The sequence below is a fragment of the Ramlibacter sp. genome, assembly GCF_028291745.1.
GTDB lineage: Bacteria > Pseudomonadota > Gammaproteobacteria > Burkholderiales > Burkholderiaceae_C > Ramlibacter.
Map to the genome: position 1 here is coordinate 1 of NZ_JAQGNQ010000026.1, position 21,872 is coordinate 21,872.

Here is a 21,872-nt window from a genome sequence, read left to right on the forward strand (position 1 = left end):
GCGCCAGCTGGTCGACCGGCGCGATCTCGGCTTCCACTCCGGTGTGATGGGCGATGCGGCCGCGCAGCTGGTGCGCGCCGGCGTGATCACCAATTCACGCAAGACGGTCGATGCGGGGATCAGCGTCACCGGCGTGCTGACAGGAAGCCGCGTGCTCAACGCGCTGGCGCACCGCAACCCGGCGATCGAGCTGCGCAGCATCGCACACACACACGGGGCCGCGGTGCTGGCCCGCCTCGATCGGCTGGTGGCGATCAACAGCGCCATCGAGGTGGATCTCACGGGCCAGGTGAATGCCGAAATGGCCGGCGGCGTGTACGTCGGCGCCATTGGCGGAGCCGCCGATTTCCTGCGCGGGGCCCGTGCCGCGCGGGGCGGCCTGCCGGTGATCGCGCTGCCCTCGCGCACCGCGGGCAAGGACCAGCCGACCATCGTCGCGCGGCTGAACGGGCCGGCCAGCACCGCGCGCAGCGATGCAGCCATCGTGGTCACGGAGCACGGCATTGCCGACCTACGGGCCTTGACGCTGGCGCAGCGCGTGCGACGCATGATCGCCATTGCGCACCCGCAGGACCGCGAGGCCCTGGAGCTCCAGGCGCGGCAGCTCGGGCTGCCCGGTGCCGCGCCCCTGCTCTTGCGCGGCCCGGAAAACTGAATTCCGGCGCCCCGCTTGCCAGCCTCGCGCCCGCGCAAGACACTGCCGCCAACCTCTGACATCGAGAAGGAAGGCGAGCAATGCCAAATCAAGTGGGATGGATCGGCCTGGGCCGCATGGGCGAGGCCATGGTCAAGCGGCTGCTGAAGGCGGGCTATGGCGCGAGCGTGTGGAACCGCACGCGCAGCAAGGCCGAGCCGCTGGCCGAATACGGCGCCGAGATCGTGCGCAACAAGATCGACCTGGCCGGCTGCGAGGTCGTGTTCACGATGGTCTCGACCACCGACGACCTCAAGGAAGTGCTGTTCGCCGAGGGCGGCCTGGTCACCGGCACGAAGAAGCCGCAGGTCGTCGTCGACAGCTCCTCGATCTCGCAGGAAGGCTCGGCCGAGGTCCGCGCCCGCCTGGAAAACATGGGCGTCGCGTATCTCTGCGCACCCGTCTCCGGCAATGCCAAGGTGGCCAAGGCCGGCAAGCTGCTGATCGTCGCCTCGGGCCCGCGCGCGCTCTACGAGAAGGCCGAGCCCTACCTGCAGGCGATGGGCCGCAAGGCGATGTGGGTGGGCGAGGGCGAGCTGGCGCGCGTCTGGAAGATCGCGCACAACACCATGTTCGGCGTGGTGATCCAGAACCTGTGCGAGATCACGGTGCTGGCCGAGAAGGCCGGCATCCCGCGCCACCTGTTCCTGGAGAGCATCAACGATTCGGTGCTCGGCTCCATGTACACGCGCTACAAGAGCCCCACGCTCACCAACCTCACCTTCGACCAGGTGACCTTCACGCCCAAGCTGCTGCTCAAGGACATGGACCTGGGCATGGGGGCGGCCAAGACCTACGGCGTGGCCATGCCCGCGGCAGCGGCCACGCGCGAGTCGATCGCCCGCATGGTCGGCCGCGGCTACGACCACATCGATTTCGCCGTGCTGCTCAAGGAGACGGCCGCCGACGCGGGCCTCGAGCTCAAGCCCGAGAACGTCAAGCTCGACGACGGCCTCGCCTCGTAACGCGCGGTTTTCGCATCCTGTTCCACAAGTATTCCAAAGGAGACAAGACATGAAGCGAATCCTCACCCTGCTGGCCGCCACGCTGATCGCAGGGGGCGCCGCGGCGCAGGCCGCGTGGCCGACCAAGCCGATCCGGATGATCGTGCCCTTCACGGCCGGCAGCGTCACGGACATCATCGCCCGCGTCGTGAGCGAGTCGATGAGCAAGAGCCTGGGCCAGCCCATCGTGATCGACAACAAGCCGGGCGCCGGCGGCACGATCGGCGCCGCGCAGGTGGCCAAGAGCGAGCCCGATGGCTACACGGTGCTGATCCACTCTTCGGGCCACGCGCTCAATCCGGCGATCTATCCCAACCTGCCTTACGACACGGTGCGTGACCTCACCGGCGTGACGCCGCTGGCCTCCGTGCCGAACGTGCTGGTGGTCTCGCCCACGCGCGGCTGGAAGAACCTGGCGGACCTGATCGCTGCCGCCAAGGCGAAGCCCGGGACCATGAACTATGCGTCGGCGGGCACCGGCAGCGCCACGCACATGAACGCGGAGAAGTTCAAGCTGCGCGCCGGCATCGACGCGCAGCACGTGCCCTTCAAGGGCACGCCGGAAGCGCTGACGGACGTGATCGGCGGCCGCGACGACTGGTTCTTCGCGCCCATGGCTTCGGCGCTGCCCCTGGTCAAGGACGGCAAGCTGCAGGCCCTGGCCGTGAGCTCGGCCCAGCGCTCGCCCGCGCTGCCCGACGTGCCGACCACCAACGAGGCGGGCGTCGCCAACTCCGACTACACGCTGTGGGTCGGCATGATCGTGCCCGCGGCCACGCCGCCGGCCGTGATCAAGCGCCTGCACGACGAGGCCGTGAAGGCCGTCTCCAGCCCCGAGGTCAAGGCCCGCCTGGCCGCGCTCGGCGCCGACCCCATGCCCATGCAGCCGGCGGCCTTCAATGCCTACATCAAGAGCGAGATGGAAGCGGCCGCGCTGATCGCGAAGTCGGCCAACCTCAAGGCGCAGTAAGCTCGCAGGGTGGGCTGCGCGCACCGCATCCCACCTTCCTCGCCTCCCGCGCCGAAAGGTCGAAATGCCGCAAGCGACTCTCGAATTCGACGGCGTCCGCTATCTCGACGGACGCGCCTCCGACCCGCGCCACCTCGGCTGGATGCGCGGCGCGCCGCCACCGCCCGAGCGACTGGTCCGCTTCGAAGACGACCGCTTCTTCACCTTCCCGCAGATCCGCTGGAGCCTCTCGCACCTGCGCGAGCTGCTGCCCACGGTCAATGTGTGGCGCGGCGAGGGCGCGCCCAGCACGTTCGGCGAATCGGCCAGCATTGGCCAGGAAGCCATCGACACGCTGGCGTTCACCGACCTGCACGGACGCGAGCGCCGCTTCGACGAGTCGCTGCACGACACCTACACCGACGGCATCCTGGTGCTGTACCGCGGCCGCCGCATCTACGAGCGCTACTTCGGCGCGCTGCAGCCGCAAGTGCCGCACGCCTGCTTTTCGATCACCAAGTCGTACGCGGCGACACTGTGCGCGGCCCTGGTGCACGACGGCACGCTGGACGCGCAACAGTGCATCCCGCACTGGCTGCCGGAGATGAAGAACACCGCGTATGCGGACGCCACGCTGCAGCAGGTGATGGACATGCAGGTGGGCGTTGCCTACTCCGAGCTGTACGCCGATCCCGCTGCGCAGATCTGGGACTACGCGCGTGCCGGCGGCCTGCGGCCGCGGCCGCCCGGCTGGCCAGGCCCTGGCAGCCTGCACGCGTTCCTGCAGACGCTGCAAGCCGAGGGCGCGCACGGCGAAGCCGTTGCCTACAAGACCCCCAACACCGAAGTGATGGCCTGGGTGATGCAGCGCGTCACCGGCATCCCGCTGCCGCAGATGCTGGCTGAACGCCTGTGGTCTCCCTTGGGCTGCGAGCAGGACGCTTATCTGTCGGTCGACACGGCCGGCACCGCCATGGCCGGCGCCGGTCTGAGCGCCACCTTGCGCGACCTGGCGCGCTTGGGCGAGATGATGCGGCGCGAAGGCGAGGCCAATGGCCAACAAGTGCTGCCCGCGGCCGTGATCGCCGAGATCCGCCGCGGCAGCGACCCGGACAAATTCGCGAAGGCTGGCTACACGCTGCTGCCTGGATACTCGTACCGCAGCATGTGGTGGGTGACGCACAACGAACTCGATGCCATCGAGGCGCGTGGCATCCATGGCCAGCGCCTGTACATCGCGCCGGCGGCCGACATGGTGGTGGCGCGCTTTGCCTCGCACCCGATCGCCGCGAGTGCAGCGAACGACACGATCACGCTGCCGGCGATGCTGGCCTTGGGGCGGATGCTGCGGGATCGGTAATTCGGACTTGCTCCTTCCCCCTCCGGGGGAAGGCCGGGATGGGGGCGCTCCCCGCCCCGCGATGCATCGAGCGCCGCAGCGCCCCCACCGCAACCCTCCCCCAGCGGGGGAGGGAGCAAGACAAGCAATCCGCCGCACCAGGTAAAACCCGTCGCCAGCGCGACCCACCGCGCGCAAACCCTGAGGCTTGCCTTGGTGCGCAGCCGGTATGCTGTGCCGTTTTCGAATCGAACGATCGTTCTTTTTTCAGTGGAGAGACAGCATGCATAGATTCAAGCTCCACCTGCTGACCGCCGCGCTTGGCGCCGCGGCCTTGCTGGCAGGTTGCGGCGGCGGCAGTGACGCCGGTCCGCGCGTCGCGATCAACAGGGTGGTGGTGGCCGGCGACAGCCTGGCCGACGACGGAACCTTCGGTTTCAAGTTCACCGTGCAGAACTCCGCCAATCCGGCGGCCGGCTTTCCCATTTTTCCGCAGATCGTGTCCGAGACTTTCGGCCTGACGCCGGGGTGCAACTTCTTCACCTTCAACGGCACGACCTTCGTGCCCAACACGACGGCGGGCTGCACCGACTTCGCGATCGGCGCCGGCCGCATCCAGAACCCCGACAACCAGGGCGGCAACGCCGGCCCGCAGTCGGTCCCGCTGCAGCTGTCGGTCGCGGCGCAGAGACTCGGTACGTACTCCGCATCCGACCTGGTGCTGATCGACGGGGGCGGCAACGACTCCGGCGACCTGCTGACCGCCTTCCTCGGCGCCGCCTCCGGGCCTGCCGGGGTTGCCGCCTACCAGGTGTTCCTGGCGCACCAGCTCGATGCCGCAACCATCGCCAGCACGCTGCCGCAACCCAATGGCGCGGCCACCCTGGCGGTGCTGTACATGCGCAAGCTGGCCGACACCTACTTCACCGCGTTCAAGACGAACGCGCTGGATCGCGGCGCCACCCACGTCGCCGTGCTCGACATGCCCGACATCAGCCTCACGCCGCGCGTGCAGGCGGCACTGGCGCAGGTCGCGCAGGCCAATGGTGGCGGTGCCAACGGCGCCGCTGCGGCGACTAGCGTGCAGACGCTGCTGCGCCAATGGACCGATGCCTTCAACGCGGAGTTGCGTACCGACGTCGGCACCGACACCCGGGTCGCGGTCGTGCCCTTCAACGCCGACTTCACCGAGGAAATCAACAACGCCTCGACCTTCGGCCTGAGCAACGTGACCACGCCGGCCTGCGCGGTGGTCGGCGTCACGGCCTTCGGCGACCCCACCCCCTGCACCTCGAACGCGCTCGACGCGCACCCGCCCGCGGGCCTGTCCGCCGGCTGGTGGACCACCTGGGCGTTCTCGGACGGCTTCCATCCCACGCCTTTCGGCCACCAGCTGCTGGCCGCCTCGGTCAACCGCGCGCTCGCTCGCGCCGGCTGGCTCTGATCCTGCGCGGACCAAGGAGAACAACGATGAACAAGAAACTCTTCACCGCCGGCGCCCTGGCGCTGGCCGCGCTCGGCGCGCAGGCGCAGACGGCCGGCACCTGGTTCGGCGGCATCGGCATCACGCGGATCACGCCCAACACCGAGAGCGGCACGCTGTCGCCGCCGGCGGCGCCCAACACCACGGTGGATGTCGGTGGCGACACCAAGCCGACCCTCTTCGTCGGTCGCATGATCACGGACCACTGGTCGGTCGAATTGCCGATCGGCTTCGGCTTCAAGTCCGACATCACCGGCACCGGTGGCATCGGCGGGGTCGGCCGGATCGGCACGGTGCATTCGCTGCCGATCACGCTGTTCGGCCAGTACCGGTTCATGGAGGCAACTGCGCGCTTGCGTCCGTACGCGATGCTGGGCCTCACCTACGCGTACTTCTACGACGCGCACGGCAGCGCCACGCTCAACGGCGTCAATCCGGCCAACCCGCCTGGTGGCAACACGGGCCTGAAAGTCGACTCCCGCTTTGGCATCACGCCGGGGCTGGGCGTGACCTGGCAGGCGACCGACCGCTTCTTCGTGGACCTGCAGTACGCGCACTCCTTCCTGCGCACCACGACGACGCTGTCCACCGGCCAGAGCATCAGCACGCGCCTGAACCCGGACGTGTTCCGCATCGCCGTCGGCACGCGCTTCTGACAGCCGCTGCCGCGGGCGGGCCATGCGCCCTCCCGCGGCACGCGGGTGCGGGCGAGGGAACCGGTCCTTCGCCCGCATCACGTGCAGCGCGCTATTTCGGCTGCTCGCTGCCGTAGGTCTTGGCCAGGTAGTCGACGATGTCGGGCATGTCGGCATCGCTGATCGGCGCCTTGAACACCACCTGCATGCGCTTGACCATGGACTCCCAGTAGCCACGCGGTGCAGTGGCGGGCTGGTACAGCATGTACTCCGCCGAGTGGCAGGCCACGCAGTTGACCTGGGCCTTCGCGTAGCCCGGGAGCGGGCTGGCCTTGAGCTGCACGCCGTCGGGCGGCAGCACGAGGGTCTTGGTCACCGCGAGTGCCGGAACGGCGGTTGCGATGAGCAGCAGGGCGCAGAGCAGTCGGCTCGTTTTCATGCTCGCTCCGTTCATGCCGCGGTGATCCGCACCGACTCGACCACGTTGCGCATGTAGCCGGCCGGCTGCCACAGCGCCTCCATCGGCTGGCTCTGTCCCGAGCGGTTCCAGGCGCGCACGCGCAGGTCGTAGTTGCCGGCGGACGGCACGACGCCGAAGGTGAATTCGCGAAAGGAGTAGCGGCCCAGGTCGGGCCCGAGCTGCGCCTCGCGCCAGACGCGGCCGCCATCGGGCGACCAGGCCACTTCGCGGATGCCCTGGCCGCCGTCGAAGGCGATGCCGCGCACCGTGATCGGCTGGCCGGCGGCAACCCGCGCGCCGTCGTTGATCGAGGTGATGAAGGAGCGCACGGTGAAGCGGCCGATGGGGCGCGTCGCCGCCGGTGCGGTACCGGGCTCGACGCAGGCGCAGTCGTTGTCCGGCACGCGATAGGCGGGGCGCATCCAGAAGCCGTCGAACTCGCGGTCGATCACCTGGATGTCCGAGAGGTGCTTGACCCAGTAGGTGCCGTAGTAGCCGGGCACCACCAGCCGCACCGGAAAGCCGTTGAGCATCGGCAGGTCGGTCCCGTTCATCTCGTAGGCGACCATCACTTCGCCATCCATCGCATGGCCCACCTCGAGTGCCTTGACGAAGTCGCCGCCGCCCATGACGCCCGTGTCCAGTCCATCGAAGGTCACCTGGCGTGCCGTCTTCATCGGCTCGGCGCGGGCCAGGATGTCCTTCAGCGGCACGCCGACCCAGCGCGCATTGCCCATCGCGCCATTCGACAATTGCCCGCCCGTCACCCGCGGCGAGAAATGCCCGCGGCTGTTGCCCGAGCATTGATTCACGGCGACCAGTTCCACCGGCTTGAATTGCGTGCGCAACTCCGCCATCGAAATGCTGAACGGCTTGGCCACGGCATTGCCGCCGATGCGGATCGCGTGGGCATCGCCGTCGATGCTCTGCGGCAGCCCGGCGTTGTGATAGCGCACGAAGAAGGCATCGTTGGGCGTGATCACGCCTTCCTTGAACACCTCCCACGGCGTCTCCAGCTGCGGCGGCCGGGTGGTCAGCACGATCAGCGGCCGCTTCTCCGGAAACGCGACGAGATTGCGCCGGCCGTTGGCCATCGGCAGTTCGACCGTGCCCGACTGCGCCGCCGCGCCTGGGCTGAAGCCCGCCAGCGCGCTGGTCGCCAGAGCGCCGGCACCGCCGGCAAGGAGGCGGCGGCGCGCAGCCTGGAAATGCGATTGCATGAGTTCTCCTGAAAGGACAGCGACGCTAGTGTTGTGACGCACCCGGGCGCGCGGTTCAGGAGAAACCCTGTAGGGCCTTCAGTAGGGTGGGATGCGCGTAGCGCACACCACCGCGCGGCCGTCGTGGCGGTGTGCGCGTCGCGCATCCCACCCTACTCAGTACCCGAAGCGCGCCGTCCACTTGCGCTCGTACTCCATGCGGTCGAAGTGTTCGGCAATGAAGTCGATGAAGGTGCGCACCTTGGCCGAGAGATGCTTGCGGCTGGGATACGCGAGATTCACGGTCAGGTGCGGCAGGTCCCAGGCGTCCAGCACCGGCACCAGGCGGCCGGCGACGATGTCGTCGTAGAGGATGTAGGTGGGCTGCACCAGGATGCCCAGCCCTTCCAGCGCCGCGGCGCGCAGTACCTGGCCGTCGTTGGATTCCAGCACGCCCTTGATCGCCAGGGTGCGCACCTCATGCTCGCGCGTGAAGCGCAGCTCGTGTGGGTTGTTGGCGTAGGTGTAGACCAGCAGTGCGTGCTTGCTCAGGTCGTCCAGGTCGCGCGGCGTGCCGGCGCGACCGAGGTAGCCGGGCGAGGCCGCCAGGATGCGCCGCGTCTCCGCCAGGCGCCGGATCGTGATGTTGGAGTCGGGCTCGAACTCGCGCGTGCGGATCGCCACGTCGATGTTGTTGTCGATCAGGTCCAGGTAGCGGTTGGCCGTTTCGACGTGCACCGTCACGTTGGGATAGCGGCGCGTGTACTCCGGCAGCAGCGGCGCGATGTGGTGCATCGAAAAGGAGAGCGAGGCCGTCACCCGCAGCGTGCCCGTGGGATTGAGCGTGGAGGCGTTGACCGCCGACTCCGCATCGTGCAGCTCCGCCAGGATCGCCTTGCTGCGGCGCAGGAACTCCTGCCCCGGCTCGGTGAGGTACAGGCGGCGGGTGTTGCGTTCGACCAGGCGCGCCCCCAGGCGCTCTTCCAGCGCGGACAGGTGCCGGCTGGCCGCGGCGTTGGACAATCCCAGTTCGTCCGCGGCCCGGCTCAGGCTGCCGGTCTCGGCCACCTGCACGAACAGGGCCATTTCGGTCCAGCGATCCAAGGTCTTGCTCTCCGTTTTGCGCGCGGCGGAAAACTCATTTGCCAAGCCACTCTTTCGCAAATTATGGCCCCGCCCTAGAGTGCCCACCAGGAGAACCGCATGCGCAACCTCACCCAGGACAACATCACGCAGGCCGTCATAGCCCGCATGGCCGACACGCCCGATGCGCGTCTGAAGGAAATCATGACCAGCCTGGTGCAGCACCTGCACGCTTTCGCGCGCGAGGTGAAGCTGACCGAGGCGGAATGGTTCCAGGGCATCGAGTTCCTCACCCGAGTGGGCCACACGACCGACGACCAGCGCCAGGAATTCATCCTGCTGTCCGATACGCTGGGCCTCTCGATGCTGACCGTGGCCATGAACCAGGACAAGCCGCAGGGCTGCACCGAGGCGACCGTGTTCGGCCCCTTCTACGTGGAAGGCGCGCCCACATTCGACCTCGGCGACGACCTGGCCAACGGCGCCCCCGGCGTGCCCTGCCAGGTGCGCGGCAGCGTGCGCGGTCTCGCTGGCGAGCCGGTGCCGGGCGCCGAGATCCACGTCTGGCAGGCCGACGCCGAAGGCAAGTACGACGTGCAGCGCGCGGACGCGGGCCATCAGGCGCGCGGCATGCTGCATGCCGATGGCAAGGGCCACTATCACTTTCGCTCGATCCTGGCCGAGGCCTATCCGATCCCCGACGACGGCCCGGTGGGCGACATGCTGCGCGCGACGAAGCGCCATCCGTGGCGGCCCGCGCACCTGCATTTCATGATCAAGGCGCCGGGCTACGAGACGCTGATCACGCACGTCTTCCGCAACGGCGATGCCTATCTCGATTCCGATGCCGTGTTCGGCGTGCGCCAGTCGCTGGTGGCCGACTGGGTGAAGCAGCCCGATGGCAACTACCTGGTCGAATACGACTTCGTGCTCAATCCCGCGAAGGACGCGCCTTGATCCGCCACATCGTGATGTGGAAGCTGCGCGGCGACACGCGCGCGGAGAAGCAGGCCAACATCGCCACGATCACGGCCAGCTTCCACAGCCTGCGTGGCCGCGTGCCCGGGCTGCTGCACGTGGAGATCGGCGCGGACACCAGTGCAGTGGACTACGCCTGCGACGTCGTCCTGTACAGCGAATTCGAGTCGCAGTCCGCTCTCGACGCCTATGCCACGCACCCCGAACACCTGCGCGTGAAGCAGGAGATCGGGGACATGCGCACGCACCGTTACCAGGTCGACTACCCTGTCTTACTCCCTCCCCCTCGGGGGGAGGGCGGGGGTGGGGGCGCTCCCGAGGAACAACCATGACCCGCACCCTGATCCGCCACGCCACCATCCTCACCATGGACACGCAGGGCGACCTGGCCCAAGGCGACCTCCTCGTCGAGGACGACCGCATCGCCGCGATCGCCCCGACCGTCGCCGCCGACGACGCCGAGGTCATCGACGCCACCGGCTGCATCGTCATCCCCGGACTGGTCAACGCGCACATGCACACCTGGCAGACCGCGCTGCGCAGCGCCGCCAGCAACTGGACGCTGCTCGAGTACTTCCAGAAGATGCACGCCGGCCTGGCCACGGCCTTCGGCGCGCAGGACCTGTTCATCGCCACCCGCATGGGGGCGCTCAACCAGCTCAATTGCGGCACCACGACGCTGGCCGATTGGTGCCACAACAACCCGACGCCCGAGCACAACGACGCGGCGATCGAGGGACTGCTCTCCACGGGCATCCGCGCCGCCTTTTTCCACGGCACGCCCAAGCCCGATCCCAAGCCAGGGCAGATCCCGTTCTGGGAAGTGCCGCACCCGCGCGCCGAGGTCGAGCGCCTGCTGAAAGCGCACCAGGGCCATCCACTGCTGTCGATCCAGGCCGCCGTGCTGGGGCCGCAGTACTCCACGCTAGCCGTGGCGCTGCACGACTTCCGCATGGCCCGCGAGCTGGGACTGATTGCCTCGCTGCACCAGGGCGGTGGCGCGGCCCGCACGCCCGATGGCTGGCAGCGGCTGGAAGCGGAAGGCCTGCTCGGGCCGAACGTCAACATCGTGCACGGGCACGCGCTGGACGACGATCAGCTCCAGCGCTTCTGCGAACTGGGCATGAGCTTCTCGTCGGCCGCCGAGAGCGAGATGTCGCAGGGCCACGGCCACCCGCTCACTGGCCGCCTGCGCAGGTTCGGCCGCGCCCCCTCGCTGGGGGTCGACCTCGAGAGCGTGCTCTCGGGCGAGATGCTGACCCAGGCGCGGGTCGCGCTGGGCATCCAGCGCAGTCTCGACAACGTGGCCTATCGCGAGACGCACGGAACGATCCCGCCGACCTCCACGATCACCGCGCGCGAGGCGTTGTCGTGGGTGACGGTCGAAGGCGCGCGCATGCTGCAACAGCTCGATCGCATCGGCACGCTGGCCGCGGGCAAGCAGGCGGACCTGGTGGTGATCCGCGCGAGCGACCTGAACATGCAGCCGGTGCACGATGCGGTCAGCAGCGTGGTGTTCCAGACCTCGCTGGCCAACATCGACAGCGTGATGGTCGCCGGCAAGTGGAAGAAGCGCGCCGGCAGGCTGCTGGCGGGGGATCTGTCCGGCGACCTGCAGAAGCTGCGCGCGTCGGGCGAGAAGATCACCCGCGCGATGGGGCTTGCGGGCCGCGCCTGAGCGCCGCGCAAGCGGCGGTGGCGCTTCAGCCGGCCGCAGTCAGCAGTGCGAGCAGGCGATCGGGCGCGACCGGTTTGACCAGGTGCGTATGGAAGCCCGCCGCGCGGCTGCGCAGTCGGTCGTTCTCCTGGCCGTAGCCGGTCAGCGCGATCAGCAGGCAGTCGTCGCCGCAGGTCTCGCGCACCCTGGCGGCCAACTCGTAGCCGTCCATCACCGGCAGGCCGATGTCGAGCACCGCCACCTCCGGGCGCAGCTGCTCCAGCGCCAGCAGTGCCGACACCGGGTCTGCGAACAAGGTGACCTCGTGCCCGCTGGCGCGCAGCAACTCGCCCATCACCTCGGCCGCATCGACGTTGTCGTCCACCAGCAGCACCCGCCGGCCTGGCGCAGGCGTGGCCAGCGCTTCGGCCTCCGGTGCGCTCGGCGAGGCGGCCTCGCGCACGCGATAAGGCAGGCGCACCACGAATTCGCTGCCGTGGCCCTTGCCCTCGCTGTGCGCATGCACGCTGCCGCCGTGCAGCTCGACCAGGCTGCGCACCAGCGCCAGCCCGATGCCGAGACCGCCTTCGGCGCGGTCGACGCCGCGTTCACCCTGGTAGAACAGCTCGAAGAGTCGCGGCAGCGCGTCGGCGGCGATGCCGGAGCCGTTGTCGCGCACGCTGATGGCCAGGCGATCGTCGCTTTCGCGCCAGGCATGCAGCCGGATGTGGCCGCCGACATCGGTATAGCGTGCGGCGTTGGTCAGCAGATTGGCGACCACCTGCGCCACGCGCACCGGGTCGCAGTCGCAGTGCAGACCGGGCTCGATCTCGATCTCCAGGCGGTGGCTGCGCTGCTCCAGCAGGATGCTGGCCTGCTCGACCGCCTTGGTGAGGATCGGCGACAGTTCGCAAGTCTCGCGCTTGAGCTCGATCTTGCCGCGCGTGACGCGCGAGATGTCCAGCAGGTCGTCGACCAGCCGCACCAGGTGATCGACCTGGCGCTGGATGATCCCCTGCTCGCGCGCGGTGCCGGTTTCTCCGCGCATGCGCATCAGTTGCAGCGCAGTAACGATGGGCGACAGCGGATTGCGCAGCTCATGGCCCAGCATCGCCAGGAATTCGTCCTTGACCCGGCTCGCCTCGCGCACGCTTTCCAGCAGCTGCTCGCGTTCCGCCGCCGAGCGCTGCAGCTCCTGGCGCGCGCGCACCTGCTCGGTCACCTCGACGGCGACGGCGATGATTCCCTGGATGCCGCCGCTCGCGGCGCGCAGCGGCTGCAGGTTGAACTTGAAGAAGCGCTCCTCGTGGCTGCCGGTGCCAAGGTCCAGCAGCAGCCGGTGTTCGTCGGCGGCGAAGGCTTCGCCACTGCGCAGGACCTGGCGAATCGCCTGCTCGGTCGCCGTGCCGGCCAGCTCCGGGAACACCTCGGCAAAAGTACGGCCGACCACCGCCCCGCGGCCGAGCATGCGGCACCAGGCCTCGTTGGCCAGTTCGTAGCGCAGCTCGGGGCCGATCAGCAGTGCGGCGCCGACCGGCGCCTGCAGGATCAGGTTGTTGCGCTCTTCGCGCGCCTGCTCGCGGGCGACGCGTTCGGACGCATCGCGCGTGAAGCAGCGCGTGTAGACCAGCTCGCCGTTCTCGAAATAGCCGTTCGAGTTGATCACCACCGGCTTGTGCGATCCGTCCTTGCAGCGCAGCAGGGCCGGCTCGTCATCCAGCACTTCGCCGGCCTTGAGCCGTTCCAGGATGCCCTGGATCTGGTGCTGGTCGACATAGAAGCCGACGATGTTCTGCCCGACGTATTCGTCCCAGCCATAGCCGAGCATCTCGAGCTCGGCGCGGTTGGCATACAGCACGGTTCCGTCCGCCGCCACCTTGTGGATGCCCTCGCTGGCGTTGTCCAGGAAGTCCGCCAGTTCGCGCTCGCGCGCGCGCAGGACCTGCTCGGCCTCACGGCGGTGCTGCACTTCCGCCTCCAGCACCAGCGCCTGTTGCTGCAGGTGCGCGACGGCGTGCGCCGGATCCATCAGCGCGGCCATCTTGCCGCGCACCGGCTCGAGCAGCCGGCTGTGGGCGGTGCAGATGTGCTGGAAGGCGCGCGTGCGTTCGGCCGACGAGAACAGCCGCCAGGGATAGGCGCAGAACAGCGAGAAGCCGACGCGGCTGACGTGCTCGTTCCACAGCGCTTCCAGGGCAAGCGCGGCGTCGTACTCGCCTTGCTCGCACAGCACCGCCACCATCTCGCCGAACGCATGCAAGGGCTTGCCCCGGCTGGCGTGCGCCAGCGCGGGAGCGAGGGCGGCGGCGAACAGCGCGGCGTCCGGCCGGCCATTGACCATGAACAGGTCGAGCGTTTGCGCCGCGTCGAGGAGGATCAGCCGCTGGGACATCAGCGCGGCCTCCTGCGCGGAGCGGCCACCGAAGCCGTGCAGCCGCCGGCTCAGTTCCACGCGGTGCTCGGGCGTCGCGATGGCGACGGCGTGGCCGCCGGCACGCAGCGCGTCGTCGAGAAACTCGCCGACCTCGTCCAGCAGCGGCTGGTCGTCGTCGTAGAAGCGGACGGCGTGGTCGGCCGGTCCGCGGGAATGGGCGCCCGGCCCCGGAGCGACTGCGAGCACGATGACCTCACTGCGCACGGGTGTGCGATACAGGAAGCAATTCTGTCACGGCCGACCGCGCCGTGCGGGACCGGGGCGGCCGGCCGCCATCTTTTACGGCCGCGCGACTCACCGCTGCCGGACCGGCCGTGCGGCCTTTCGTGTGGGCGATGATTCGGCGCATGACGGCAAACTCGACCCGCTCCCCCGCCCCGCCGCTCGCGCTGCCGTGTCGAACGACGCCCGCCGGGGTGCTCTCGGTCGCCTGGCACGGCTGCGGCCCTGCCGACGGGCCGCCGGTGTTTTTGATGCACGGCTTCCCCTACGACATCCACGCCTACGCCGCAGTCGCGCCCATGCTGGCCGACGCGGGTTGCCGCGTCATCGTCCCGTACCTGCGCGGCTTCGGTCCCACGCGCTTCCTGCACGCCGACACTCCGCGCTCGGGCGAGCAAGCCGCGCTTGGCGCCGACCTGCTCGCGCTGATGGACGCGTTGCAGATCGAGCGCGCCGTGCTCGCCGGCTACGACTGGGGCGGCCGCGCCGCCTGCGTGGTCGCGGCGCTGTGGCCGCAGCGGTGTGCGGGCCTGGTCTCGTACAACAACTACAACATCCAGGACATCGCGCGCGGCCTGCAGCCGGACACGCCGGCCAACGAGCATCGCCTCTGGTACCAGTACTACTTCCACGGCGAGCGCGGCCGCGCCGGCCTGGCGAAGAACCGGCGTGAACTGACGCGCCTGCTGTGGCAGCTCTGGTCGCCGACCTGGCAGTTCGACGACGCCACCTTCGAGCGCAGCGCCGCCGCCTTCGACAACGAGGACTTCGTCGCGGTGGTGATCCACTCGTACCGCCATCGCTATGGGCTGGTCGCGGGCGACCCTGCGTATGCCGACATCGAGCGGCGGCTCGCCGCGCAGCCCGCGATCACCGTCCCCACCATCACCTTCGACGGCAGCGACGACGGCGTGCGCGATCCCGCGACAGCGCAAGCGCACGCGCGCTTCTTCGCCGGTGCGCGCTCGCATCGCATCGTGCCGGGCGTCGGTCACAACATGCCGCAGGAGGCGCCCCGGGTCTTTGCCAACGCCGTGCTGGAGCTGCTGCGGCCGTCAGCCTGATCCTTACCCCGGCTTCCGCGGGTGCGTCATGATCGACGCATGACAGAAACTTCGACGAGCTTCTCCACGCTCGCGCTCTCGCCCGCGATGCAGGACAACCTGCAGCGCCTGGGCTACCTGGAGATGACCGCGATCCAGGCCGCCAGCCTGCCGCCCGCGCTGCTGGGCAAGGACATCATCGCGCAGGCCAAGACCGGCAGTGGCAAGACGGCCGCCTTCGCACTTGCGCTGCTGGCCAACCTGAACGTTCGCCGCTTTGCGGTACAGGCGCTGGTGCTGTGCCCCACGCGCGAGCTGGCCGACCAGGTGACCACGGAGGTGCGGCGCCTCGCGCGGGCCGACGACAACGTCAAGGTTGTCACCCTGGTGGGCGGCGTGCCCCTGCGCGGACAGCTCGCCACGCTCGAACACGGCGCGCACGTGGTGGTCGGCACGCCGGGCCGCGTGCAGGATCACCTGGAGCGCGGCAGCCTGCAGCTCGACGCCGTCAACACGCTGGTGCTCGACGAAGCGGACCGCATGCTGGACATGGGCTTCTTCGAGGAGATCGCGGCCGTCGTGCGGCTGTGCCCGCCCGATCGCCAGACGCTGCTGTTCTCGGCGACCTACCCCGAGGGCATCGATCGCCTTGCGGCGCAATTCATGCGCGATCCCCTGACCGTGAAGGTCGAGGCGCAGCACGCCGCCGGCCAGATCGACCAGCGCTGGTATGAGGTGACGGAAGCGCAGCGCCTGCCCGCTGTCGGCAAGCTGCTCGATCACTTCCGCCCCGCCAGCACGATCGCCTTCTGCAACACCAAGGTGCGCTGCCGCGAACTGGTGGAGGCGCTGCGTGCCCGCGGCCTGGCCGCGCTGGCGCTGCACGGCGACCTCGAGCAGCGCGATCGCGACCAGGTGCTGGTGCGCTTTTCCAACCGCAGCTGCTCGGTGCTGGTGGCCACCGACGTCGCCGCACGCGGGCTCGACATCGTCGGTCTCGCAGCCGTCATCAGCGTCGACGTCTCGCCCGATCCCGAGGGCCACATCCACCGCATCGGCCGCACCGGCCGGGCCGGCGAGACCGGCCTGGCGCTGTGCCTGGCCAGCCTCGACGAGATGGGCTCGGTCGGGCGCATCGAGCAGTTGCAGGGCCGCGCGTCGCAATGGCATCCGCTGGCGGAGCTGACCCCCGCTGCCGGCCCGCCGCTGCGTCCGGCCATGGCCACGCTGCACATCCAGGGCGGCCGCAAGGAAAAGATCCGCCCCGGCGATGTGCTGGGTGCGCTGACCAAGGACCTGGGGCTCACGCGCGAGCAGGTGGGCAAGATCGACGTCAACGAGTTTTCCACCTACGTCGCGGTGGATCGCGGCATCGCCGCCGACGTGGCACGCAAGCTCGGTGCGGCCCGCATCAAGGGCAAGGGCGTCAAGGTCCGCGTGCTCGACGACTAGGCAGCCATGGTCCTGCGCCTGCTCGAATCCGCCGCCGGCCTGTACCTGGCGGGGCTCACCCTGCGCGACGTCTGCGAAACGGTGGTCGTCCCCGGCGGCTCGCGCGGATCGCTCAAGCTGGTGCGCCGGCTGGCGCGCGGCACGCTGCCGGTCTGGAAGCACGTGCGCGACGGCCCGATCGGCGTCAATTTCGCGCCGGCCATCATGCTGGGCGCCTTCGTCGGCTGGATGATGCTGCTGGTGCTGGCCTTCGGGCTGATGCTCGATGGGCTGGGCGACGCGTTCTCGCCGCCGCTGGAGGGCTTCGGCGCCGCGCTGTATGCCGCCGGCAGCGCGCTGGCGACCATCGGCGTCGGCAACGGCGAGGCGCACGGCGCGGCCCGTGTGGTGCTGGTGTTCGACGGTTTGTGCGGCCTGTCCGTGATGACCATGGCCGTCACCTATCTGCTGGAGGTGCAGAGCAACATCGCGCACCGCGACAACGGCGTGCTGAAGATCACCACCACCTCGGGCCACCCTCCCTCGGCGCTGGGCCTGCTGGAACGCTATGCCGCGCTCGAGATCCGCGACGATCTGCCCGATGTGCTGCGCAATGGACGCGACTGGTGCGCGGGCGTGCTGCAAAGCCATGCCTCGCACCCTTCGCTGATCTACTTTCGCAGCGTCGGCACCGGCTCGGGCTGGCCGGCGACCCTGGGCACGATGGTCGACCTGTGCCTCATCATCGAGCACCTGCTGGACGCGCCGCAGTTGCGTGGACTCGCCGTGTTGCTGCGCGAGCAGGCGGCGCGGCTGGCGAAGGAGGTCACGACCCTGCTGTCGCTGGCGCCGGCGCAGGCCTCGCCCATGCGATCCGAGGTGGACGCATTGTGCGAGCGCCTGCGCGCGGCCGGCTATGCGCTGCGCGAGGCGGCAGACCTGGACGGCTTCATCGCGGCGCGGGGTGGCGACGTCGGCTGCATCGACGCCTTGTCGCACCACCTGGGCTCCAAGCCGGCGCCGCTGCTCGCCGCCTGAGCGCGGCGCCGCGCGCTCATCGCCCGGTGCCGATCTCCGGCGCCTGCAATCCGGCAAAGGCATTCGCCCAGGCCGATGGCACCGCGAAGCCTTCGCCGCAGTCGTCGCCCACGCTGGTGGACGACACCTGCGTCACCGCATCCAGTACCGCGCGACTGAACTTCTGCTGCGGCGCGAAGCCCAGCTTGCTCTTGACCGCGAGGTTCTCGTCGCGCTGCACGCCGGCCTTGGTGAGGATGTAGCGGTCGAAGTACTGCTGCTGCGGCATGAGCGACACGCTCTCGGCCTGCAGATAGGAGGCCAGCGCCTCGTCCTTGAACGGGTAGGGCATGCCGGGCCAGAAGGCGTTGAACAGGCCGTCCCAGTGGCTGGGGATGTAGGTGCGCGGGTGCAGGACGGGAATGACCATCTCGGCGACCGGCCGGCCGCCCGTGCCGATCCACGCATCGACCTGCGTCAGGCCGGCATCGCGCATCGCCGCGCGCAGGTTGTTCAAGGGCGAGCCGTAGTTGACGCCGTCGACGAGGATGTCCTTGTCCAGGTCGAAGGCGCTGGCGGAGTTGTTGACGAAGAAGGACAACTGCTCGCCACCCCGTTCCACGGTGAACAGGAAGGCGCGGTTGCCGCCGCCATTGGGATAGTCCTCGCCCACGCCGGCGCGCAGTCCGCCCGTGGCAGGGTCCGGCACCGGGGGCCGATAGAGCTCCCGCGCGAAGTGCTGGATCGGGTTGCTGGCATCGCCGCTGTGGTTGAAGCGCACGATCCGCATCGTGATGCCGTCGCCCAGCACGACCTTCTCACCGCCGCTCACGGCGCGACAGGAGGCTGCCGGCACGCCCTGCGCCGCGGCCTGCATGCAGGCGGAGATACCACCGAGCATGGGCGCGCCGGTGAGCTTGGCCCACGAAGGCGTGTCCCAGCTGTGGTCCCAATGGGCGTGGCCGACCAGCAGCAGGTCGAGCTTGTCGCTGCCCAGCTCGGCGTCGCGCACCTTGCGGATCGAATCCATGTCCACCGCCTGGGGCATGCGCGTGTACGCGTAGAGATCGTTGGGAATGCCGGGCGGGGGAAAGAAGGCGGACTGCGGCAGGCGCGTGATGTATGCGTCCATCATGATCCGCTTGTCGTTGATCTTCATGTCCCAGTTGGCGATGGACATCCAGGTCAGTTCGACGCGGGGCGGCGACTGCGCGAGAGCGGGCGCAGTGGCCAGCGCGGCGACCGAGGCAGAGACAACTGCAAAGGCCAGCGCGACAAGGCGGCGGGGCATGGGGGGACTCCAGTTGTGTGGGGACTGGAGGGTAGGAGCGTGCCAAGGCCGCAGGACTGGAGAAAACCCTAGCGCTGCGCCAAACGAAAAGGGTGCCCACGAGGGGGCACCCGGATACGAGCTCGCGCTTGTGCTTAGCGGACCGTGCCGGTGCGCGGCGTGTCGATCCGGTCGCTGCGCTGCAGTCGGCCGCGCCCGCGCAGGCCCAGCAGGCCCGCCAGGCCGATGAGGCCCAGCCAGCCGAGGTCGCGGTGGCCGTCGTCCTGGTTGGGCTGGTCGGTGCTCGGGCCGGCGCCCATCGTGGTGGTGGCAGGCGTCTGCGCGCTGGCGGATTGCGGGCTGCCGCCACCCGTGCCGCCGCCGCTGGCTGTCGTCGTGGCGTCCTGGCCCGTCATCGAGGAGGGCATGGAACCGGTGCCCGTATTGCTCGCGGTGCTGCCCATGTTGATCGTCGAGCCAGGAGCGGACTGCGCCGCGACCGAGGACGGCGGCAGGGTGCCGCTGCCGCCCGCATCCTGTCCGGCCAGCGAGGAAGCAGGCACGGTGTAGCCGGGGCCGACGCCGCTGCTGGTGGGCGACCCCTGGGCGAGGCTGGTCGTAGAGCCGGTGCCGGTGTTGCCCGCCGCGACGCCGCTGCCCGTCATGCCGGTCGTGCCGGTGCCGGTACCAGCCACGCCGGTGCCCGCCGTGCCGGTGCCTGCGCCCGCCACCCCAGTGCCCGTGCCGATCCCCGAACCCGTGCCGGTGCCCGTCCCCGTGCCGAGACCGGAACCGCCGCTGCCAGTGCCTGATGCCGAGCCGGTGCCGCCACCGCCGGCGGCCCTGCCCGTGCCGACGCCCGCGCCCCCCGTGCCTGCACCTCCGCCCGCGCCAGCGCCGCCGCCGGCTCCACCCGCGCCCTGCGCCATGGCCGGCATGGCACAGGCAGTGCCAAGGGCGATCACGGCGGCGATTTGCGAAATCCTGTTCATGCGTACTGCTCCTTGCCTGTGTCCGTGTTGCGATGGAGCGCAGATGGGGATGCGGCCGGGCACATCACGTCGGCGGTGAGCACTGTCGGGTGTCAACGCAAGCCGCCAGCCATAAGGCGCCGCCTACAAGCACCCGGCCGCGGGGAAGCTGGTCAGGCGGCCATGCCCGCGGCCCTTCGGATGATTTCGGCAAACTGCCTCAGCATCGGCGAGTGCGCGCCAGTACGCCGCAATCGATCGAAGGCGCCGATGCGCCTCAGGGCGACGTGACGCCCGGCACCGTCAAGGCGCCCGGCGTCGGCAGCGGCACCGGCGACACGACGGTACCGTCCGGCGCCAGGACCGTGGACCTGGTGACGATCGAGCCATCCGGCGCCAGCAGCGCCGGCGGTACCGCGACCGGGATCGTCAGCTGCGCCAGCGACGACAGCGTGTCGAGCAGCACCCGCTTCCGCTCTTCCAGCTCGCGATAGCGCGCATACAGCCGGTCGCTCTCCGACGCCAGGTCGACGATACGCTGCGCACGCGCATCCTCGGCCCGCTGCACGTCGTCGAAATTGGCCGGCGTCGAGCCGTAGGTGCTGCCGGGCAGGGGCAGGTTGCGGCGCTCCTCGCTGCGCCGCATCTCCTGCACCATCTGGAACTGCTGGTACACCGCGGCTTGCTCGGCCGACATGCTGCCCAGCGCCGCGTTGACCCGCGCCAGCTGTTGCGCGGGCGTGTCCTGCTGCGCCCAGCCGGAGGCCGCGAGGAGGGCAAGAGCGATCGCGAGCAGGCGCAACAACATTCCGGGTCCCCTTGGTCCATGGACAGCGGCGGGCGGCAATGAGGTGCAAGCGCCCTGCCTGCCCGACTGCGATTCACTTTAGCACGCGCTTTCCGCTTGCAGGGTCGATTGCGGCAGTGCGACATGAGGTGCCGCGCATGCCTGGACGAGGGCGCCGGCGCGGGCTGGCGGCGTAGGCTCAGGGTCCGCCCCGATTGCCATCAACCTCATCGATGGTCACCGTCGAAATCCCCCACTTTCGCAGCACGCGACGGTCGCTGAACTGCCGCGCACCTGAAGGAGAAGCACATGCCCCAACTCGAGGCAAGCGATTTCGCGCAGGCCGTGGTCGCCCGCATGGCCGATTGCAGCGACGACCGCTTCAAGCAGATCATGGCGTCGCTCGTGAAGCACGCCCATGCATTCATCCGCGAGGTCGACCTGAGCCCGGACGAATGGATGGCGGGCATCCAGTTCCTCACCGCCACCGGCCAGAAATGCGACGAGCGCAGGCAGGAGTTCATTTTGCTGTCGGACACGCTGGGCGTCTCGATGCTGGTCGTGGCGCTGGAGCAGGCGCGCGGCGCCCGGGCACTGGCCGACCAGCCCGGCGAGAAGCCGACCGAAGCGACCGTGCAAGGCCCCTTCTTCTGGCCGGGCGCGCCCAAGCGCGAGTTGGGCGACGACATCGGGGAGGGCCACGGCGAGCCGACGCTCTATCACGGCCGCGTGACGGACACCTTCGGAAAGCCGGTTGCGCACTGCGAGCTCGATGTGTGGTCGGGCGACGACGAGGGCTTCTACGACATGCAGAAGGGCGACCAGATGCAGCTGCGCGCGCAGTTCCGCACCGATGCGCAGGGCAATTACCGCTTCTGGTCGATCAAGCCCAGCTTCTACCCGGTGCCGGGCGACGGCCCGGTGGGCGCGATGCTGGAGAAGATGGGCCGCCACCTCAATCGCCCGGGGCACATGCACATGATGCTCAAGGCGCCCGGGCACGCGCGGCTGGTGACGCACCTGTTCGTCAAGGACAGCCCTTACCTCGAATCGGATGCGGTGTTCGGGGTGAGGAACAGCCTGGTCGTGGAGTTTCCGAAGCATCAACCGGGCAGGGCGCCCGACGGTCGCGAGATGACGAAGCCGTATTACACGGCGAAGTACGACTTCCGGCTGGTGCCTTCCGCGTGAAGGTGGCGCGGCGTGGTGGGAGGCC

General features: G+C 69.4%; 20 protein-coding genes. 13 read left to right on the forward strand and 7 right to left on the reverse strand.

The genetic code is table 11. The annotated features are described in order from the left end of the window. From JWP60_RS04105 to JWP60_RS04130, 6 genes are all read left to right on the forward strand, one after another. On the forward strand, window positions 1–655 hold a 655-nt coding region (locus JWP60_RS04105; protein ID WP_299786653.1), incomplete at its 5' end, for an acetyl-CoA hydrolase/transferase C-terminal domain-containing protein. Window positions 656–735: 80 nt separating this feature from the next. Beyond that, the gene (locus tag JWP60_RS04110) at window positions 736–1,659 is read left to right on the forward strand and encodes an NAD(P)-dependent oxidoreductase (RefSeq protein ID WP_299786655.1); all 924 of its coding nucleotides are present in this window, start codon (window positions 736–738) and stop codon (window positions 1,657–1,659) included. A gap of 49 nt (window positions 1,660–1,708) precedes the next feature. Further along, entirely contained in the window at window positions 1,709–2,668 is a 960-nt protein-coding gene (locus JWP60_RS04115; protein ID WP_299786657.1) for a tripartite tricarboxylate transporter substrate binding protein, read from the forward strand. A gap of 64 nt (window positions 2,669–2,732) precedes the next feature. Further along, window positions 2,733–4,007, forward strand: a complete 1,275-nt coding sequence (locus tag JWP60_RS04120) for a serine hydrolase (protein ID WP_299786659.1) — start codon at window positions 2,733–2,735, stop codon at window positions 4,005–4,007. Window positions 4,008–4,269: 262 nt separating this feature from the next. Next, entirely contained in the window at window positions 4,270–5,430 is a 1,161-nt protein-coding gene (locus JWP60_RS04125; RefSeq protein WP_299786661.1) for an SGNH/GDSL hydrolase family protein, read from the forward strand. A 26-nt stretch (window positions 5,431–5,456) separates the two neighbouring features. Next, a complete protein-coding gene (locus tag JWP60_RS04130; protein WP_299786663.1) occupies window positions 5,457–6,125 on the forward strand; it encodes an OmpW family outer membrane protein in 669 nt (222 codons plus the stop codon). 91 nt (window positions 6,126–6,216) lie between these two features. Here JWP60_RS04130 and JWP60_RS04135 read toward each other — a convergent pair whose 3' ends face one another. From JWP60_RS04135 to JWP60_RS04145, 3 genes are all read right to left on the reverse strand, one after another. Further along, window positions 6,217–6,543 (reverse strand): cytochrome c, class I, encoded by a 327-nt coding sequence (locus tag JWP60_RS04135; RefSeq protein WP_299786665.1) that lies wholly within the window; start codon window positions 6,541–6,543, stop codon window positions 6,217–6,219. 11 nt (window positions 6,544–6,554) lie between these two features. After that, entirely contained in the window at window positions 6,555–7,784 is a 1,230-nt protein-coding gene (locus JWP60_RS04140) for a molybdopterin-dependent oxidoreductase (RefSeq protein ID WP_299786667.1), read from the reverse strand. A 156-nt stretch (window positions 7,785–7,940) separates the two neighbouring features. Beyond that, window positions 7,941–8,867, reverse strand: coding sequence for a LysR family transcriptional regulator (locus JWP60_RS04145; RefSeq protein ID WP_299786669.1), 927 nt, complete (start codon window positions 8,865–8,867; stop codon window positions 7,941–7,943). Window positions 8,868–8,966: 99 nt separating this feature from the next. On the opposite strand from JWP60_RS04145, the gene JWP60_RS04150 reads away from it, so the two are divergent. Genes JWP60_RS04150 through JWP60_RS04160 form a run of 3 tightly spaced genes read left to right on the forward strand, consistent with a single transcriptional unit; the run spans window position 8,967 to window position 11,502 of the window. Further along, on the forward strand, window positions 8,967–9,803 hold the full coding sequence (locus JWP60_RS04150; RefSeq protein WP_299786671.1) for an intradiol ring-cleavage dioxygenase: 837 nt from the start codon (window positions 8,967–8,969) through the stop codon (window positions 9,801–9,803). Further along, window positions 9,800–10,156, forward strand: a complete 357-nt coding sequence (locus tag JWP60_RS04155; protein WP_299786673.1) for a Dabb family protein — start codon at window positions 9,800–9,802, stop codon at window positions 10,154–10,156. Before JWP60_RS04150 ends, JWP60_RS04155 begins: the two co-directional genes overlap by 4 nt. After that, the gene (locus JWP60_RS04160; protein WP_299786675.1) at window positions 10,153–11,502 is read left to right on the forward strand and encodes an amidohydrolase family protein; all 1,350 of its coding nucleotides are present in this window, start codon (window positions 10,153–10,155) and stop codon (window positions 11,500–11,502) included. Before JWP60_RS04155 ends, JWP60_RS04160 begins: the two co-directional genes overlap by 4 nt. Before the next feature lie 25 nt (window positions 11,503–11,527). Here the strand turns inward: JWP60_RS04160 and JWP60_RS04165 are convergent, their stop codons facing one another. Next, a complete protein-coding gene (locus tag JWP60_RS04165; RefSeq protein WP_299786677.1) occupies window positions 11,528–14,101 on the reverse strand; it encodes an ATP-binding protein in 2,574 nt (857 codons plus the stop codon). Window positions 14,102–14,262: 161 nt separating this feature from the next. Between JWP60_RS04165 and JWP60_RS04170 the strand changes: the two genes are divergently transcribed. Genes JWP60_RS04170 through JWP60_RS04180 form a run of 3 tightly spaced genes read left to right on the forward strand, consistent with a single transcriptional unit; the run spans window position 14,263 to window position 17,649 of the window. After that, window positions 14,263–15,201, forward strand: coding sequence for an alpha/beta hydrolase (locus JWP60_RS04170; RefSeq protein WP_299786679.1), 939 nt, complete (start codon window positions 14,263–14,265; stop codon window positions 15,199–15,201). Between the two features lie 39 nt (window positions 15,202–15,240). Further along, on the forward strand, window positions 15,241–16,632 hold the full coding sequence (dbpA, locus tag JWP60_RS04175) for an ATP-dependent RNA helicase DbpA (RefSeq protein WP_299786681.1): 1,392 nt from the start codon (window positions 15,241–15,243) through the stop codon (window positions 16,630–16,632). Window positions 16,633–16,638: 6 nt separating this feature from the next. Beyond that, window positions 16,639–17,649, forward strand: coding sequence for a hypothetical protein (locus JWP60_RS04180; protein WP_299786683.1), 1,011 nt, complete (start codon window positions 16,639–16,641; stop codon window positions 17,647–17,649). A 16-nt stretch (window positions 17,650–17,665) separates the two neighbouring features. Here JWP60_RS04180 and JWP60_RS04185 read toward each other — a convergent pair whose 3' ends face one another. From JWP60_RS04185 to JWP60_RS04195, 3 genes are all read right to left on the reverse strand, one after another. Continuing rightward, entirely contained in the window at window positions 17,666–18,919 is a 1,254-nt protein-coding gene (locus JWP60_RS04185) for an MBL fold metallo-hydrolase (RefSeq protein WP_299786685.1), read from the reverse strand. Between the two features lie 134 nt (window positions 18,920–19,053). After that, on the reverse strand, window positions 19,054–19,890 hold the full coding sequence (locus tag JWP60_RS04190) for a WGxxGxxG family protein (protein WP_299786687.1): 837 nt from the start codon (window positions 19,888–19,890) through the stop codon (window positions 19,054–19,056). Between the two features lie 256 nt (window positions 19,891–20,146). Then, entirely contained in the window at window positions 20,147–20,677 is a 531-nt protein-coding gene (locus tag JWP60_RS04195) for a hypothetical protein (protein ID WP_299786689.1), read from the reverse strand. Between the two features lie 288 nt (window positions 20,678–20,965). Here JWP60_RS04195 and JWP60_RS04200 point away from each other — a divergent pair, with 288 nt between their 5' ends. After that, window positions 20,966–21,847, forward strand: coding sequence for a dioxygenase (locus JWP60_RS04200; RefSeq protein WP_299786691.1), 882 nt, complete (start codon window positions 20,966–20,968; stop codon window positions 21,845–21,847). Window positions 21,848–21,872: the final 25 nt, after the last annotated feature.